This window comes from Altererythrobacter epoxidivorans (assembly GCF_001281485.1).
In the GTDB taxonomy this organism is placed as follows: Bacteria; Pseudomonadota; Alphaproteobacteria; order Sphingomonadales; family Sphingomonadaceae; genus Erythrobacter; species Erythrobacter epoxidivorans.
Window position 1 is genome coordinate 893,592 of the sequence record NZ_CP012669.1, and the last position, 17,374, is coordinate 910,965.

Here is a 17,374-nt window from a genome sequence, read left to right on the forward strand (position 1 = left end):
GCTTTGATGCCGGTGCGAGCATAGCTGGAAGCTCATGGAATTTTCGCCCATTGCACTGACTCTGATTGGTCTGCTGCTGGCCGCATGGACGGTTGCGGCTGCGGTGATGATGGTGCGCGCCTCTCGTCGTTCGCGTCGTTACGATGCCATGCGGACCAGCATGAAGCGTATGAGCAAGATGCTGGACGAAGGGCCGGCCATTCCGATGCTCGTTCGCGCAGACGGAAAGATAGAGGCACCCGAACGCCTGGCTCGCTGGCTCGGGCTCGATTCGATGCCGCAGTTTCTCAGCGAGATCGCACCGGGCAACGGTAGTGGGCTATCAGTAACGCAGCTGGAAGAATTGTCGGCGCTTGTGCGTACGACGCAAAAGTCCGCAGCCCCGTTCCGCATGGTTGTGACGCCGCCAGGCTCCAATCGGAGCCTCGCCTTGCGCGGAGTACTGGCAGATGCGCGCATCTCGCCGGGCGGAGCCGCCCTGGTGTGGGTTTTTGATTTCTCCGAAAGTGAGCACGAACTTGCCGGACTGAGGGAAGAGGCATCGCGCGCAAAGGGGGATTTCGCTGCCCTTGTCGGGCTGATCGAGGCCGCTCCGATGCCGATGTGGTTTCGCGGCGCGGAAGGTCGTTTGCGGCTGGTGAACAAGGCCTATGTCGAGGCGGTTGGCGTCGAATCGGCCGAGAATGTCGTTTCAAACCAGGTCGAACTGATCGAACCCGTCGATGGACTCAGCCCCGCACAGATTGCGACGCAGGCGGCGCAGCAGGGCATGGCAACCGAGCGAATTGTCCCGGTTACGATCCGTGGCGAACGTCGGTCATTCCGGGTCAGCGACCTGCCACTCGGAAGCGAAGGCGTCGCAGGCTATGCGATCGATATCGAAGATCTGGAAGCGCAGCGGCGGGAATTCCGGGCCTTCCGCAAGGCGCAGCGTGCGATGCTCGACCAGCTCAGTGTCGGCGTTGCGCAATTCGATGCGAGCGAAAAGCTTGTCTTCGCCAATCAGCCGTTCCTGCGCCAGTTCGACCTTTCGCCGGACATCGTCGGCGAAAGCGTGACGTTCGACCGTTTCCTGAGCGACGCTCGCGACAAGCGCCGGACGCCTGAAGTGCGCGACTTTCCCGCGTGGCGGCGCGAACATGTCGAATGGTTCGCTGCACAAGAGGCGCTCGAGGAAGCTTGGCCGCTTCCCGGCGGCACGCACCTTCGCATTGTCGCGCAGCCTATGCCTGACGGCGGCCTCGTCATGATTGCAGAGGATCGCACCGAACAGCTTGCGCTTTCGGCGACGCGTGACACCCTCCTGAGGACCCGCACAGCCACGCTCGACAGCCTGTTCGAAGCGCTTGCGGTCTTCGCACCGGATGGCTCTCTCCAGCTGTGGAACCGCAGTTTCGCGGGCACGTGGGGCTTGCCGGAAGAGAAACTCGATTCGCACCCGAGCGCGGATCAGTTGCTCGAATTGATTGCACCAAATCTTGCTCGGCCCGCCCGCGCAAAGACGATCGGCGAGATCATCCGGGCTGCCACGCTGGATCGCAAGGAGAAGGGTGGCCGGATCGAGCTTTCGGATGGTCGAACTCTGGAGGCTGCTGGTGTTCCGCTGCCAGATGGTAACGGCCTGCTGACCGTCCTCGACATCACCGATTCCCAGAAGGCCGAAAATGCGCTGCGCGAACGGAATGCCGCGCTGGAAGAGGCCGACGCGGTCAAGGCGCGCTTCCTCGCCAACATGTCCTATGAATTCCGCACGCCTTTGACGTCGATCGGTGGCTTTGCCGAATTGATAAAGAGCGGTGCGGCAGGCCCCGTGTCCGACCAGATGGCCGAATACACCGATGCCATCCTGGAATCGGTGGCTCGCCTGACCGACCAGGTCGAAAACGTGCTCGATCTGTCGCAGAGCGAGGCGGGACTTTTGCCGCTCAGCAAGGAACGTCTCGAACTTCTGCCCTTCGTCACCGAAGTGGTGCGAGGGCGTGAAGAGCCGATCGTATCGGGCGGCCTTTCGCTCGACCTCCGTGGCAATGCAGGCGGCGTGGTAGAAGCTGACAAGCGGCAGCTTGGCCGTGTGATCGGCAACCTTGTCGATAATGCGATCGCTGCCACTCCGCGCGGCGGCAAGATCCTCGTCGATGTTGCAAAGACGCGGGAGGGTGCAAGGATCGTCGTGTCCGACAATGGCCCGGGCATGACTAAGGAAGAGCTGGCGCGCGCACTCGGCGGTCTTCGCGCATCGTCCGATGGCAGCGTCGAACGTCGCCAGGGCCTGGGCCTGCCGTTGTCACGCCAGTTGGTAGAAGCGCATGGCGGAACGCTGACATTGCAGAGCGAACCGGGCGCGGGGACGACCGCGATCATCCTCCTACCATGATCGAGCAGTTGCCGGACCTTGCCGCGATGGAACGCTTGGGCGCTCGTATTGCAGAGCGAGTTGCGAGCGGCGACGTCGTCTCGTTGACGGGTGATCTCGGTGCGGGAAAGACCACTCTCGCTCGGTTCATCCTTTCTGCATTGGGTCACACGGGCGATGTCCCGTCTCCGACGTTCACGATCATCGAGACTTACGACGATCCGGCCATGAAGGTAGCGGCCGCCCATGCGGATTTTTATCGTCTCGACCATCCATCGGAGGCGGTAGAGCTTGGCCTCGACGACTATCGCGAAGGGCGGGTATTGATCGCGGAATGGCCCGAAAAGGCCGGAGGTTTCTCAGCAGAGCCGGGATGCCTTTCGATCAATCTCGAAATTGAGGATGAAGGCCGTCTTGCGACTGTCGAAGGGGGGGCAAATTGGGTAGGTCGGATGCCATGAGCGCACTTCCCGAAGGAATTCATGAGTTTCTGCACGTCGCGGGTTGGGGAGATTGCGAAATCGACCCTATCCCGGGCGACGCGTCGTTCCGCCGCTATTTTCGCATCCGAAGGGGCGACGAGGGCGCAATGCTTATGCATGCACCTCCGCCGCACGAGGATCCCGAACCGTTCCTGAAAGTGGGCAGCTGGTTGACGGGTCACGGCCTTCGCGCACCCGAGGTTTATGCCGCCGATCCAGCGGCTGGATGGATACTTCTGGAAGATTTCGGCAATGACCGAATGCGCGACTGGCTCGATCTGCAGCCTGACGGCGAGCATTCGGCCTATTCAGGCGCGATCGATGCGCTGGTCGAGCTGCACGACAAGCCCGCCGGTCCATTCGCGCCCTATGACATGGAAGTTTACCAGCGCGAGGCAGGATTATTCACCGAATGGTATTGCCCCGCGGTCGGCTTGTCAGTGGATGAAAGTGCGTATCGCTCTGCATGGCAGGATGCATTGGTGCCCATGCTGGAACGGCAAGACCCAGGGGTAACGGTGCTGCGCGACTATCACGCCGAGAACATCATGCTTCTTGGCGATCCGCGAGAAGGCGCACCGCAGGGACTGATCGATTTCCAGGACGCCCTTGTAGGTCATCCCGCCTACGATCTTGTCAGCCTGCTGCAGGACGCACGACGGGACGTTTCGGTCGAACTTGAGCGTGCGATGCTCGACCGGTATCTTGCGTCGGCAGATGCAAGCGAGGATTTCGAAGCCGACTATGCCCGGCTGGGAGCGCAGCGTAATGCCAAGATCGTGGGCATTTTCACGCGTCTCTACAAACGTGACGGCAAGGCGCGATACCTCGACTTCATCCCCCGCGTGTGGGAAGCGATGGAGCGGGACCTGGCGCATCCGGCGCTGGCTCCGGTGGCACACTGGTTCGACGCCAATATCCCGGCCGAATTGCGAGCCAAGCTGGGCGGTGAGGTAAAATGAGCGGCTTGGCGAGCGATACCGCGATGGTGATGGCCGCCGGGCTCGGCAAGCGAATGCGACCTCTTACCGCGACACAGCCCAAGCCAATGGTTCGGGTGGCGGGGAAGCCTCTGATCGACCATGCACTCGACCGGTTGGCCGAGGCAGGCGTCAGTCGGGCCGTTGTCAATGTACACTATCTCGCCGATGCGCTTGAAGCCCACATCACGGAGCGCGAGTCCCCTTCGATCATCATATCCGACGAGCGTGATCTCCTCCTCGAGACGGGCGGCGGTATGATCAAGGCGAAGGACCATTTACCTGATCCGTTTTTCTGTCTCAACGCGGACAACATCTGGCTCGACGGACCTGCCTCCGGATTTCACGACCTGTCGAACCGCTGGAATCCGAACGAGATGGACGCGCTGCTGCTGGTGGTCCCTCATACGCGTGCGGTCAATTTCAACGGCCAGGGCGACTTTCACATGGACGCGGTTGGCCGGCTATCACGGCGCAAGCCGGGCAGGGTTGCGCCGTTCATCTATACCGGGATCCAGCTTGTCTCCCACCGGCTGCTGCGCGATGCGCCGGAAGGCAATTTTTCGACGAATGTGCTCTGGAACCGGGCGATCGAAGAGGGGAGGCTGTTCGGTGCAAGCTTTACCGGCCTCTGGTTCGAAGTAGGCACTCCGCAGGCGATCAAGCCGACGGAAGACGCGCTCGCGCGTGGCTGAGGCGCGCCACCCCAACATCTATTCGATCGCTGCCCATCGAGGTTTTGCGGATGCACTGGTGGCAGGGCTGTTTGCGCGCCACTTCGACAGCGATCTCGGATTATCCCGGCTGACCCTGTTGCTGCCGTCGAGCCGCGCGGCCCGGACAGTAAGCGAAGCTTTTATCCGGCTGGCTGGTGAAGAAGGGCTCCGGGGATTGCTGATGCCGCGGATGGCAATGGTCGGCGATCTCGATCTCGACGAGACCCTAGGTTCTTTGATCGACCCGCTAGGTGCCAGTGATATTCCTCCGGCCGTCGATCCAATGAGGCGCTGGCTCGAACTGGCGGGACTGCTCAAAATCGAAATCGAAGAGCTTGGCAGGCCGCTCCCCGGCAGCGCCGGCCTGATGCGATTGGCGCGCGAGACCGCTGCGACGATGGATCGTCTGCTGGTTGAGGAAATCACTCCGGACGATCTGACCGGCGCAAAGGTCCTCGACATGCTCGGCAATCTGTCGGGGCACTGGCAGGATTCGATCCGCCTGTTCGCACGTGTCCAGGCGCGTTGGCGCAGCAGGCTTGAAGAACGGGGCGAAGTCGATGCGGCGACGCGTCGAAACATGCTGTTCGAACGAGCTGCCCGTCGTTGGCGCGAAACTCCGCCGGACACGCCGATAATCGCTGCAGGCGTCACCAGTGCCTCGCCAGCGCTGGCGCGCATGCTGCGATCGATTTCATTGCTTCCGGACGGAGCCGTGATCCTGCCGGACCTCGACCTTTCCATGGATGGCGCAGCCTGGGACGAACTTGGTCTTGCAGGACAGGCGAAAGAGCCGGACGGACCAGTCTTCGCACGCGGAGACGCGCTGACGCATCCGCAATACCATTTGAAGTTGCTCCTCAACCGCATGAACGCCAATCGCGAGGAAGTGCAGCAGTGGCACCGCAAAGGGATCGGCGCTGCTTCGCCCGAGCGAACACATGCCATCTCGACGCTCTTTCTTCCTCCCGAAGCAAGCAAGTCATGGGTCGATCTTGAGGCAAAGAAGCGCCGTCTTTCCGGCGTGCGCCTGTTGACCATGCCGACGAGCGAGGAGGAGGCGCAGGCTATCGCCTTGCTCGTGCGGCAGGCGTTGGAGACACCTGAAAAGCGGGTTGCAGTCGTGACGCCGGACCGCGCGCTGGCACGCAGGGTCGTGCGTCATCTCGAACGCTGGAATATCGCTGCGGATGATACGGCAGGCAGGCCGCTGAACCTGACTGCTGCGGGACGTTTCATCCTGCAACTCGCCGAGGCCGTTACCGAAGATTTTGCACCTGTGCAGATGGTCGCGGCGCTTGCTCATCCACTCGTCAGGCGGGGTGAGGAGCGACGCGAATGGCTGGCAAATCTTCGCCAGTTCGAGCGGCGTCTGCGGGGGCCGAAGCCCTTGCCGGGGCTGGCTGTGCTGACGCAAGCCGCCGGAGACGCCGGTGTCGCCGAGTGGTGGGATGAGGAGGTCCTGCCTATCCTGTCTCAACTCGGCGCATTGGAAGCAGATGCGCCGCTCGCCGAAGTCCTCGATTGCCTCGCCACCGCAGGTGAAGCGCTTGCCGGTGAGGGGTTGTGGGCTCAGGAAGACGGCCGCGCACTTTCGCGTTTTATCGAGGACTTGAGGGCCAATTCGCTCGCGACCCAAGCCACCGTGGAGACAGGCGAGATCCATGCGGTTCTGAGCGATGCAATGGAGCAAGTTGCGGTGCGGCCACCTTACGGAGGCCATCCTCGCGTCGCGATCTACGGCTTGCTCGAATCCCGCATGACCCGTGCCGATCTGGTGATCTGCAGCGGACTGAACGAGGGCACCTGGCCGGGCGCATCGGTGACAGATTCCCTGCTGGCGCCGCCTATCCTGAGAGCCTTGGGCGTTCCGGGTGCCGACTTCCGCATCGGGCTGTCCGCGCACGACCTGGCAGGTGCGCTCGGAGCGCCTGAAGTGGTGCTGAGCAGGGCAGAGCGTGACATGGACGGTCCAACCATCCCGTCGCGCTTCGTCCTCAGGATCGAGGCCTTGTTGAGCGAAAATGCCGACCGGCATCGCGACAAGGACATCACGGCAATGGCAGGACAGCTGGACCGAGAGACTCCCGCGGCCGAGCCCTATCCGCGCCCCCGTCCCAATCCGAAAGGCGAATTGCGCGATGTCCCGATCAAGGTGACCGCGCTCGACCGCCTTCTTGGCGACCCCTACCAGTTCTACGCGCAGGAAATCCTCGCGCTTCGACCGCTCGACCCGCTCGAGGCGGATGCGACCCCGGCTTTGCAGGGAACATTGGCGCATAAGGTTCTGGAGGTCTGGCATAAGGCCCGCGAGAAGGATCCAAAGACGCCGATCCTTCCGATAGCGGCGCAGCTCTTGCGCGAAAGCAACCTCCATCCGGTGGTGCGCGGATTGTGGCAACCGCGCCTTTTCGCAGCACTGCAATGGATCGGCGACGAAATTGCGCGGCTTGAAGCGGAAGGGCGCACGGTCATCGGCGTCGAGCGCAAAGGCTCCATGACCTACGGCGGTGTGCGAGTTTATGGCCGCGCCGACCGTATCGACAGGATGCCGGACGGGACGCTTGCCATTGTCGACTACAAGACGGGACAACCGCCATCAGCCGCCAAGGTAGAGGCCGGATACGCGCTCCAGCTCGGTCTTCTGGGGTTGATTGCAAGAGAAGGCGACTTCGAGGGGCTCACCGGTGAAGCAAATACGTTCGAGTACTGGTCGCTCGCCAAAAACGATGGCGATTTCGGGTTCGTTGACGAGCCGCTGAAAACAGGTGGCAAACGGTCGGGGCTGACTGCAGACGAGTTCCTGCCGCGGCATGAACAGTTTCTGGAAGAAGCGATCAGTCGCTTCGTCAAGGGCACGGATCCGTTCACCGCCAAGGAGAACCCCGACTATCCAGGCTACACTGATTTCGATCAGCTGATGCGCCTCGAGGAATGGCAAATCCGTGTGGTCGATCTCGACAACGGCGAAAGCGGGGAGGGCGGTGAATGAGCGGCGCGGTCCTTCCCCTGCACGGCAACCAGCGACTGGCGGTCGATCCGGAACGTAACGTATGGCTCTCTGCCTCTGCCGGGACAGGAAAGACGCAGGTTCTTTCCGCGCGCGTTTTGCGGCTCTTGCTTAGACCCGAGGTCGATCCGTCCGAAATCCTCTGCTTGACCTTTACCAAGGCGGGGGCTGCCGAAATGGCGGTGCGCATCAATTCCGTGCTGGCGCGGTGGGTCAGGCTGGATGACATAACGCTGCAAAACGAGCTCGAATATCTCGGGGCACCCTATGATCCGGCAACGAGGGAGCGGGCGCGGACCTTGTTTGCGAGCGTGCTCGATTGCCCCGGTGGCGGGCTCAGGATCGACACGATCCACGCTTTCTCGCAGTGGCTGCTAGCCAATTTCCCCAACGAGGCCGAATTGATCCCCGGCGCAAGGCCGATGGAGGATCGCGAGCGTGAAGTCCTGGCAAGCGATGTCCTGGCTGACATGCTTGCAGAAGCCGAACGGACAAACGACGTCGCCACGCTCGATGCCGTTGCCGATTTTACCTGTCGCAAGGATCCCGATGCGCTGCGAGCATGGCTGATGCGCTGCGCCAAACAGCGATCGCTCTGGTTCGGCCGGACGGCATGGCAGCCGCCGATGCGCGCGCAAGTCCTCCAGCTTCTGGGCCTGCCCAGCGATGCGAGTGAAAAGCACATTGCAGAAATGTGCGACGATGTGACGTTCGACACTGTAAGCCTGAAACGCTGCTGGCAGACCTTGAGCGAATGGGACGCGAAAGCCGGTAGGGAGGGGAGCGAAGCCATTGCCGCGTGGCTATCTGCCGATGCCGTCGGACGCGCCCAGTCCATCGACGATCTTTATTTCGGCCTTTTCACCAAGACGACCGATGCACCGAAGCAATTGGCCAATGTGCTGAAACGCGACGCCGAATACGGCAATTACATCGATCGCGTGAAAGCACATATCGACCTGATACGGTCGTTCCGGACACTACTGGACCTGGCGGACTTCCTCGCCCCCGCGCTGGAACTCGGGCGGAAATTCGCCCTGGCATGGGACGATGCCAAGACGCGGGAGGGGCTGCTCGATTTCGACGACCTCATCTTTCGCGCGGCCATCCTGCTTAAGGAACAGGCCAGCGCCGACTGGATCCGGTACAAGCTCGACCGGCGTTTCGATCACATCCTCGTCGACGAGGCGCAGGATACCAATCGCGATCAGTGGGACATCGTTCTCGACGGTCTGATCGACGATTTCTTCGCGGGCGAGGGTGCTGCCGGAAACCGGTTGCGCACGATCTTCGCCGTTGGTGACTACAAACAGGCGATTTTCGGTTTCCAGGGTACCAGCCCTGAAAACTTCGAGAAGGCACGCCAGCGAGTGAAAGCCATGATCGGCGCGGCGTCAGAGAACCTCGACCGGATGCGAAGCTCGTCCCGGATGCCGGTCTTCTCCAACCTCGATCTTGGCCAGTCTTTCAGGACTTCGGCAAGCGTTCTCGGCTTTGTCGACCAGGCCATCGAGGCCATTGGTCCCGGAGCGCTGGGGCTGAAGGAATACCACCAGCACGAAGGTCAGGACCGTCCAGGCCTGGTGACCATGTGGGAGCCGGTTCACGACGCGCGCGCCAATGGCGGTGACGACGACAAGCAGAACTGGCTGGCCCGCCATGACCGCTTGCTGGCCGACAAGATCGCGGACCAGGTCCAGCGGTGGACGAGCGAACAGGAGCCCTTCGCGCTTGCCAAGGGTGAACCGCGCAACGCCGGGCCGGGCGACATCATGGTTCTGGTTCGCAGGCGGCGCGAACTCGCCTCGTTGATCGTCGCGCGATTGCACGCGAAGGGCGTTCCGGTTGCTGGCGTCGACAGGTTGAGGCTGGGCGCGCCCCTCGCCGTGAAGGACCTGATGGCGGGGCTGCGATTCGCAGCACAGCCATTGGACGATCTCAATCTCGCCAACCTTTTGTCGTCGCCATTGATCGGCTGGAGCCAGGACGACCTTCTCGCCCATTGCCCGCGGCCCGAGAAGAAAAGGCTGTGGCACCATTTGCGCGAAAGCAGCGAGCCCTTGGTCGCGCAAACCTTGGCGCGTCTGCGCGACCTCCTGACGCGCGCAGATTTCGATACGCCCGAATCCCTGCTTCACTGGATGCTCGTCGGGCCGTGGCAGGGCAGGCGAAACCTCGTCGCGCGGCTCGGCAGGGAGGCGAACGATCCGATCGACGAACTAATCAATGCGGCCTTCGCATACGAGTCGGTGCATACTCCCAGCCTTGCCGGCTTCATCCATTGGTTCGATGTCGGCGAGGGGGAATTGAAGCGCGATGCGGGTGAAGCGTCCAATCTCGTCCGCGTGATGACCGTCCACGGCTCGAAAGGGCTACAGGCACCGATTGTCATCCTCGCCGATGCTACCGGCGCTCCGAGTGATGGTGGGGACCTTACGCTCGATGAGCAGCTTCCCGGCTCGACCGGTCGGGAAGTGCCCATTCCCGGCTTGAAGAAGGAAGAGATCGCGGGGCCTCTTTCTGACAGCAAGGCAGCGGCGGCGGCAGCAGAATTGCAGGAGCACTGGCGCCTTTTATACGTTGCCATGACGCGTGCGGAAGAAGCGCTTTTCATTGGCGGCTCGCTTGGGCCGCGCGAAGCGAAGGGGCCGCATATCGATAGCTGGTATGCGCGGCTTGCCCCCCTGTTCGGGGCGGATGGACTGACGGACGAGCTGTGGGGCGCTCGCAGGGAAATCGGCGAGCGGGCCGAGCCTGTCGTGAGCTCTCGCGATACGGCCAAGAGCGCTGCTTCGTCGCTCCCGTCGTGGGCAGTGACTCCGATCGGTCCGGGGCCTCGGCCACCGCGTCCGTTGGCGCCATCCGGGGCAGGAGAAGATCAGGCCGCAGATCCGCCGTTGGCGCCTGCAGAGGCCCGAGCGGCTGCTCAACGGGGTGTCCTGATCCACCGCCTGCTGGAGCGTTTGCCCGATGTTACAGTGGCAGAACGGGCCAGCGCTGCCGACGCATGGCTGGCGAGACAGGCTGCCGATATGACGCCTGCCGCGCGCGCGGAAATCGTGCAGCATTCGTTGCAGGTTCTCGAGCATCCCGACTTTGCTCACGTTTTCGCACCCGAAGCCTTGGCGGAAGTGCCGCTCGCCGCGAGAGTTGGCGGCGAGGTCATCGCAGGTATCGCCGACAGGCTGCTGGTAGAAGCGGACCGGATCACGGTCGTCGATTTCAAGACGACGCGCCGCCCGCCTGAAGCTCTGGACGACGTTCCGGCAGCGACATTGAGGCAGATAGCAGCTTATGTTGCCGCCCTGGGCGAGATCTATCCGGATCGGGAGATAGTTGCCGCCCTTCTCTATACCCATGCCCCGCGTCTGATCGTCGTGGACAGCGGTGCAATCGCGCCATTCAAGACCGCGTTTGAGGAAAACTAGCAAAGGTTTGCCTCTCGGGGCGTTGTGACGACCGAAAAGCTCCCTAAATTGGCAGCAACAGAAATTCAGGAGATCTATCCATGGCCACCGTCAATGTGACCGATTCCAGCTTCCAGTCCGATGTGCTCCAGTCCGACAAGCCCGTGCTCGTCGACTTCTGGGCCGATTGGTGTGGCCCGTGCAAGATGATTGCACCCGCGCTCGAGGAAATCAGCGATGAGCTTGCCGACCAGGTCACGATCGCCAAGATGGACATCATGGACAACCCGGAAACCCCGGGCAGCCTCGGCGTGCAGGGCATCCCGTACCTCGCGCTCTACAAGGGCGGTGAAAAGGTCGCGGAACTGACCGGTGCGCGCCCGAAAAGCCAGCTCAAGGCATGGCTTGAAGGCGAACTTTAAACCCGCGCTGCAAGCGCAAGCTTCGCAAATTCATCCCAGATAGCCGGGCTTGATGCACCTATCAGGCCCGGTTTTTCATATTCGTCGACACGGTATTGCGAGCCATCGTGCCGCGCAGCCTTGCCCCCGGCTTCGTTGAGCCAGAGTACACCTGCGGCATGATCCCACGGCAATGTTCGCTCGAAGCTGGAAACGTCGTTCTGGCCCAGAGCCAGGCGAGGGTACTGCTCCGCAGCGCATCTCGGGATGTCGACAATGCCGTAATGTGGCGCAATTTCGCGATCTAGAGCCGCGCATTGTCGCTCGGTCAGGAACAGGCGAGAAATCGCGGCAATCGGAGGGGTTGTACCAGTCGATTGGGCCGCGATTCTTTCCTCATTAACGAAGGCGCCTGCACCCGAATGCGCGCTGCAGAACCGACCCGTCAGGCAGTCGTAGATCCATCCCGAAGTTGCAATGCCGCCTTCGGCGCGTGCGACAAGAATGCCGAACGGCGCTTGGCCATGGGCGAAGTTGTGCGTGCCGTCGATCGGATCGACAATCCAGCAATCGCCTGAAAGTGCTTGCAACACCGAAGGGTCGGCATGTGCTGCCTCCTCGCCGACGATTGCGATTGAGGGTTCGATGCGGGCAAGCCCTTCGTTGAGGGCGTCCTCTGCTTCGCGATCGGCAATCGTGACGAGATCGTCAGCCGATTTTTCGATGATGTCGCTTGCCGAGAGATTGCGAAACCGCGGCAGGATGATTGTCTCGCTGACCTGGCGGACCAGGTCGAGGACGGCCCGATCGAGTCCTGCGCTCAAGAGCGATAATCCGCGTTGATGCTGATGTATCCGTGGGTCAGGTCGCAGGTCCAGACGGTGGCGCTGCCTTCGCCAATGCCAAGATCGACGGAAATGTCGATCTGCTTGCCCTTCAGATGCTCTGCGACCGGCGCTTCGTCATAATCCGCTATCGGAAGTCCATCGCGCGCTGTCCAGACACCGCCGAATGCAATCGAAAGCTTGTCGCGGTCGGCAGGTTCGCCGGCCTTGCCCACGGCCATGACGACGCGGCCCCAATTGGCGTCCTCTCCGGCAATTGCCGTCTTCACGAGCGGCGAATTTGCAATCGACATCCCCACACGGTGCGCGCTGTCGTCAGAAGCGGCTCCGGTTACCGTGATGGAAATGAATTTCGTCGCGCCTTCTCCGTCGCGCACGACCAGCTGCGCAAGCTGGCGGCAAACATCGCTCAGCGCTGCTGCGAAAGCGTCTGCCCCTGCATCGCCAAAGCCTGACAGCGGATGGTTTCCGGCCTTTCCGGTTGCGAATGCCAGAACGGTGTCGCTGGTCGAGGTGTCGCCATCAACGGTTATGCAGGAATATGTCTCGCGATTGGCGGCGCTCAGCAATTGCTGAAGAAAGGCAGGTTCGACTGCAGCGTCGGTGAAGATGTAACCGAGCATCGTCGCCATGTCGGGCGCGATCATGCCGCTGCCCTTGATGATGCCGCAGAGTGTCACGGTCTTGCCGCCGACGACCGCAGTGGCCGTCGCACCCTTCGTAAAGGTGTCAGTCGTGCCGATGGCCTTGGCGGCATCTTCCCAGCTGCACGGCTCATTTTCGAGCGCTTTTGCGACGCCTTCCCGGGCCTTGTCTTTCGGCAGAGGCACGCCGATCACCCCGGTCGAAGACACGAACACTTGAGACGGCGCGCAGCCCAGGTGGTCGGCAACCTGTTCCATGATCTGGTCGACAGCTTCGCGGCCGCGATATCCAGTGAACGCGTTGGAATTGCCTGCGTTGACGATCAGCGCACGAGCCTGTCCCGCCTTCACTTGCTCGCGGCCGAGTTCGACCTCCGATGAAGCGCAGGCACTTTTCGTGAAAACGCCGGCGACGCTGGTTCCTTCGCCCAGCTCTGCATAAGTCAGGTCGGCGCGCCCCCAATCCTTGTAGCGAGCATTCGCAACACGCAGCGTCACGCCCCCGATCGCGGGCATGTCGGGAAACGGAACGGCGAGAGGCGAGGGGGCTAGATCCATGTTCCCGCCGTTAATCCAGCAACAAGTGCTGAACAAGCTTGCTTTCGGACGAATAGGGGGCATTGATGCGACCGGGAGGTCGTATGATGCTGAAATATGTTCGAATTCTCGCTGTCGCATCCGCGGTCTGCGCAGGGCAAACCATCGCCCTTGGCCAAGATTCCAAGAATGACACGCCGGTCGTGCGGATCTCGCCAGAGTTCCAAGTGCCAGCATTCGATCCCCCCGCAGAGCTTCCTGCCGGACCGGAAGTGCTTGGCGACCGGGCAGCCTGGATCGCGAGGAACGACTATCCGGCAAGAGCGAAGCGAGCAGTGGACGAGGGCAGGACGGCGATCGAATTGACGATCAACAAGTTCGGCCGAGTGGTCGATTGTATCGTCACCGAAAGCAGCGGTTCTTCCGAGCTCGACACTGCGACATGCCGCAATGTGCGATCAAGAGCCCGTTTCAGGCCGGCGTTCGATGCCAAGGGCGAAGCCATTGCTTCGAAATACGAGACGGCAGTGCGATGGAAGCTCGACGCGCGGCCGACACCCGAAGCTTTCGGTGCGGCCTTTTCCTTCACCGTTACCGAGTACGGGACCGTAGAGGATTGCGAAGTCAGCGGCATGATAGGGACCGTGCCCAAGGCGCTGCTCGCCCAGAATCCATGCACCAGGAATGCCAAATACGAGCCATTTCTGGACGAAAACGGCAATCCGGTGCGTCGGCGCGTTACACAGAGCTATTCCACCGATGTCATGGAAATTCCTGACATGGACTGATGGCTGACGATTTCCTGCGGGCGTAAGTGGACTTTTAAACGCTGCGCTATTATCTCGTGCCAGCAATGTTACGCCGTCTTCTTGCCTGCCTTGCTCTCTTTACCGGACTTGCCGCCCTTGGCGCGCCGGCGAGCCCGGCTATGGCTGACGTCGTTGCAGGCCAGATCGGCGCTAGCGTCATGGCCGAACAATCCGAAGGCGGACAGGCATGCGCCTGCGCTTCGGAAACAGCACCTTGCACCGAAAGGCCGTCGCGCAAACCTCTGGGATCGGCGCGCCGCACCATTCGGGTCTATATTCCAACTGTCCAGTTCGGTGCCGATCGCGCTTACGAATAGCGCGCATTTCCCCATATTCTGACCAGTTTCCAGCGATCGCGGCATCCATGCGCGGTCGCATTCCTCATATTCGGCCCACCAGGACCATCATACATGCTCAACACCGTACTCAAGTCCGTATTCGGATCGTCCAACGACCGTTACGTCAAATCGATCGGCAAGGTCGTAAACCAGATCAATGCGCTCGAACCGCAGATACAGGCTCTTTCCGACGACGAGCTGAAAGCGCAGACGGACAAGTTCCGCCGCCAGCTCGACGACGGCGCATCACTCGACGACATCCTCCCCGAAGCGTTCGCAACCATTCGCGAGGCATCGGTCCGCGTGCTCGGCATGCGGCATTTCGACGTCCAGATGGTCGGCGGTATCGTCCTGCACCGCGGTGAAATCGCGGAAATGCGTACGGGCGAGGGCAAGACCCTTGTCGCGACGCTCGCGACCTACCTCAATGCAATCGAAGGCAAGGGTGTCCACGTCGTCACCGTCAACGATTACCTCGCAAGGCGCGACGCCGAGTGGATGGGACAGCTGCACAACTGGCTGGGCCTCAGCGTTGGCGTGATCGTCCCGAACCTCAACGAGTTCGAGCGCCGCGAAGCCTACAATGCCGATATCACTTACGGCACGAACAACGAATTCGGCTTCGACTACCTTCGTGACAACATGAAGCACGAGCGCCGCCAGATGGTGCAGCGCCCCTTCAATTTCGCGATCGTCGACGAGGTCGACTCGATCCTTATCGACGAAGCACGTACGCCGCTGATTATCTCGGGTCCGACCGAGGACAAGCAGGATCTCTACATCGCGATCGACGAGGTGGTGAAGACCATCCCGGAAGAATGGTACGAGAAGGACGAGAAGGCCCGCTCTATCCAGCTTACCGAAGACGGCACGGAGGAAATCGAGAAGCTCCTGCTGGAGAAGGGCCTGCTCGAAACGCAGAACCTCTACGACGTCGAGAATACGCAGGTCGTCCATCACCTCGACCAGGCGCTGCGCGCGGTTCACATGTTCAAGCGCGACACCGACTACATCGTGAAGGACAACAAGGTCGTAATCATCGACGAATTCACCGGTCGTATGATGGACGGGCGCCGCTGGTCGAACGGTCTTCACCAGGCTGTCGAGGCGAAGGAAGGCGTTCCGATCGAACCCGAGAACCAGACCCTCGCATCGATCACCTTCCAGAATTACTTCCGCATGTATCCCAAACTGTCGGGCATGACCGGCACGGCCGCCACCGAAGCTGCCGAATTCTGGGACATCTACAAGATGAACGTGGTCGAGATACCGACCAATGTTCCGGTCCAGCGCATCGATGAAGAAGACGAGTTCTACAAGAACACGCTCGACAAGTTTGCCGCCATTGCGAAAGCGATCAAGGAAAAGAACGAGATCGGCCAGCCTGTCCTCGTTGGTACCGTTTCGATCGAAAAGTCCGAATTGCTCAGCCAGTTCCTCGAGAAGGAAGGCGTGAAGCACGAAGTTCTGAACGCCCGCCAGCACGAGCGCGAAGCGCATATCGTGGCGCAGGCTGGCCGTCTTGGCGCTGTGACGATTGCCACCAACATGGCGGGCCGCGGCACCGACATCCAGCTTGGCGGCAATGTCGAATTCCGCATCGGGGACGAGCTTGCCGATATCGCGGACGACGATCCGAAGAAGCAGCTCGAAATCGATCGTATCAAGGCCGAAGTCGCAGCTGAAAAGCAGCAGGTCCTCGAAGCGGGTGGCCTGTTCGTTCTCGGTACGGAGCGTCACGAAAGCCGCCGTATCGACAACCAGCTGCGTGGTCGCTCGGGCCGCCAGGGCGACCCCGGCCTGTCACGTTTCTACCTATGCCTCGAAGACGACCTGCTGCGTATCTTCGGGCCGGATACCCTCTTTGCCAAGATGATGAATTCGAACCTCGCCGACGGCGAGGCCATCGGCTCCAAGTGGCTTTCGAAGGCCATCGAGACGGCACAGAAGAAGGTCGAGGCGCGCAACTACGATGTTCGCAAGCATGTGGTCCAGTTCGACGACGTGATGAACGACCAGCGCAAGGTCATCTACGAACAGCGCGGCGAGATCATGGAAGCCGACCGCGTCGATGATGTGGTCGTCGATATGCGCCACGACACGATCAATTCGATCGTCGCCGACGCCTGCCCTCCCGGCTCCTATCCCGAGCAATGGGACATCGAAGGACTGAAGGAGCGGGTTCAGGACGTTTTGGGCATGACGCCGCCGATCGATTCCTGGATCGAGGAAGATCACGTCGAACCGGAATTGATCGAAGAGCGTCTGCGTCAGGAATCCGATGCCATCATGGAGCGCAAGATGGCTGGTGCCGATGCGGCAGACTGGCGCCAGGCAGAAAAGGGCATCCTGCTCGAACGTCTCGACCATCACTGGAAGGAACACCTCGCGACGCTCGATGCTCTGCGCCAGGTCGTCAACCTTCGCGCTTACGCGCAGAAGCAGCCTATCAACGAATACAAGCAGGAAGCTTTCGGCCTGTTTGAGCGCCTGCTCGATACCCTGCGTGAAGACGTGACGCGCATCCTGATGCTGGCCGAAATCCGCATGCAGCCGGTTCAATCGCAGGGCCTGCCAGATCTCCCCGATTTCCTGACCGGGCACATCGATCCGCTGACGGGCCTCGAAAACTCGAACGACGGCGACGGTTCGATGGACCGTCCCGAACTGTTCGGTTCGCTCGCCGGTAGTCCGCGTGCTGCTGTCGGCCCCGGCGGGTCGGACACCCACAATCCCTATGCCGACATGGAAATCAGCCGCAATGCTCCGTGTCCGTGTGGTTCGGGCAATAAATACAAGCATTGCCACGGCGCAGCCTGAGGCGCGCTGAGGCAACGAGCATTCGGGGCGGG

At 61.4% G+C, this 17,374-nt stretch carries 12 protein-coding genes; 10 read left to right on the forward strand and 2 right to left on the reverse strand.

The features are described 5' to 3' along the window. Window positions 1-34: 34 nt before the first annotated feature. The 7 genes from AMC99_RS04605 (at window position 35) to trxA (ending at window position 11,370) form a co-directional block, all read left to right on the forward strand. Window positions 35-2,374, forward strand: a complete 2,340-nt coding sequence (locus AMC99_RS04605; protein ID WP_061923420.1) for a PAS domain-containing sensor histidine kinase — start codon at window positions 35-37, stop codon at window positions 2,372-2,374. Next, window positions 2,371-2,814 carry a tRNA (adenosine(37)-N6)-threonylcarbamoyltransferase complex ATPase subunit type 1 TsaE gene (tsaE, locus tag AMC99_RS04610; RefSeq protein WP_061923424.1) on the forward strand — a complete coding sequence of 148 codons (444 nt, stop codon included), beginning with the start codon at window positions 2,371-2,373 and terminating at the stop codon, window positions 2,812-2,814. The genes AMC99_RS04605 and tsaE overlap by 4 nt, the downstream gene beginning before the upstream one ends. Continuing rightward, entirely contained in the window at window positions 2,811-3,797 is a 987-nt protein-coding gene (locus tag AMC99_RS04615) for an aminoglycoside phosphotransferase family protein (protein WP_061923426.1), read from the forward strand. Before tsaE ends, AMC99_RS04615 begins: the two co-directional genes overlap by 4 nt. Next, window positions 3,794-4,510: a nucleotidyltransferase family protein gene (locus AMC99_RS04620; protein ID WP_061923429.1), complete on the forward strand. Its 717-nt coding sequence runs from the start codon at window positions 3,794-3,796 to the stop codon at window positions 4,508-4,510. Before AMC99_RS04615 ends, AMC99_RS04620 begins: the two co-directional genes overlap by 4 nt. Further along, entirely contained in the window at window positions 4,503-7,523 is a 3,021-nt protein-coding gene (locus tag AMC99_RS04625; protein WP_061923432.1) for a PD-(D/E)XK nuclease family protein, read from the forward strand. The genes AMC99_RS04620 and AMC99_RS04625 overlap by 8 nt, the downstream gene beginning before the upstream one ends. Further along, window positions 7,520-10,969, forward strand: coding sequence for a double-strand break repair helicase AddA (addA, locus tag AMC99_RS04630; protein WP_061923434.1), 3,450 nt, complete (start codon window positions 7,520-7,522; stop codon window positions 10,967-10,969). Before AMC99_RS04625 ends, addA begins: the two co-directional genes overlap by 4 nt. Window positions 10,970-11,049: 80 nt before the next feature. Continuing rightward, a complete protein-coding gene (trxA, locus tag AMC99_RS04635) occupies window positions 11,050-11,370 on the forward strand; it encodes a thioredoxin (RefSeq protein WP_061923437.1) in 321 nt (106 codons plus the stop codon). On the opposite strand, the gene AMC99_RS04640 is transcribed toward trxA, so the two are convergent. Then, the gene (locus tag AMC99_RS04640; RefSeq protein ID WP_061923440.1) at window positions 11,367-12,173 is read right to left on the reverse strand and encodes an inositol monophosphatase family protein; all 807 of its coding nucleotides are present in this window, start codon (window positions 12,171-12,173) and stop codon (window positions 11,367-11,369) included. The two genes, trxA and AMC99_RS04640, sit on opposite strands and share 4 nt — an antisense overlap. Beyond that, window positions 12,170-13,396: a bifunctional glutamate N-acetyltransferase/amino-acid acetyltransferase ArgJ gene (argJ, locus tag AMC99_RS04645; RefSeq protein WP_061923443.1), complete on the reverse strand. Its 1,227-nt coding sequence runs from the start codon at window positions 13,394-13,396 to the stop codon at window positions 12,170-12,172. Before argJ ends, AMC99_RS04640 begins: the two co-directional genes overlap by 4 nt. Window positions 13,397-13,479: 83 nt before the next feature. Between argJ and AMC99_RS04650 the strand changes: the two genes are divergently transcribed. The 3 genes from AMC99_RS04650 (at window position 13,480) to secA (ending at window position 17,342) form a co-directional block, all read left to right on the forward strand. Further along, a complete protein-coding gene (locus AMC99_RS04650) occupies window positions 13,480-14,163 on the forward strand; it encodes an energy transducer TonB (protein WP_061923446.1) in 684 nt (227 codons plus the stop codon). A 65-nt stretch (window positions 14,164-14,228) separates the two neighbouring features. Continuing rightward, window positions 14,229-14,501 (forward strand): hypothetical protein, encoded by a 273-nt coding sequence (locus AMC99_RS04655; protein ID WP_157058254.1) that lies wholly within the window; start codon window positions 14,229-14,231, stop codon window positions 14,499-14,501. Between the two features lie 93 nt (window positions 14,502-14,594). Then, window positions 14,595-17,342 (forward strand): preprotein translocase subunit SecA, encoded by a 2,748-nt coding sequence (secA, locus tag AMC99_RS04660; protein WP_061923451.1) that lies wholly within the window; start codon window positions 14,595-14,597, stop codon window positions 17,340-17,342. The last annotated feature ends 32 nt before the right edge of the window (window positions 17,343-17,374 follow it).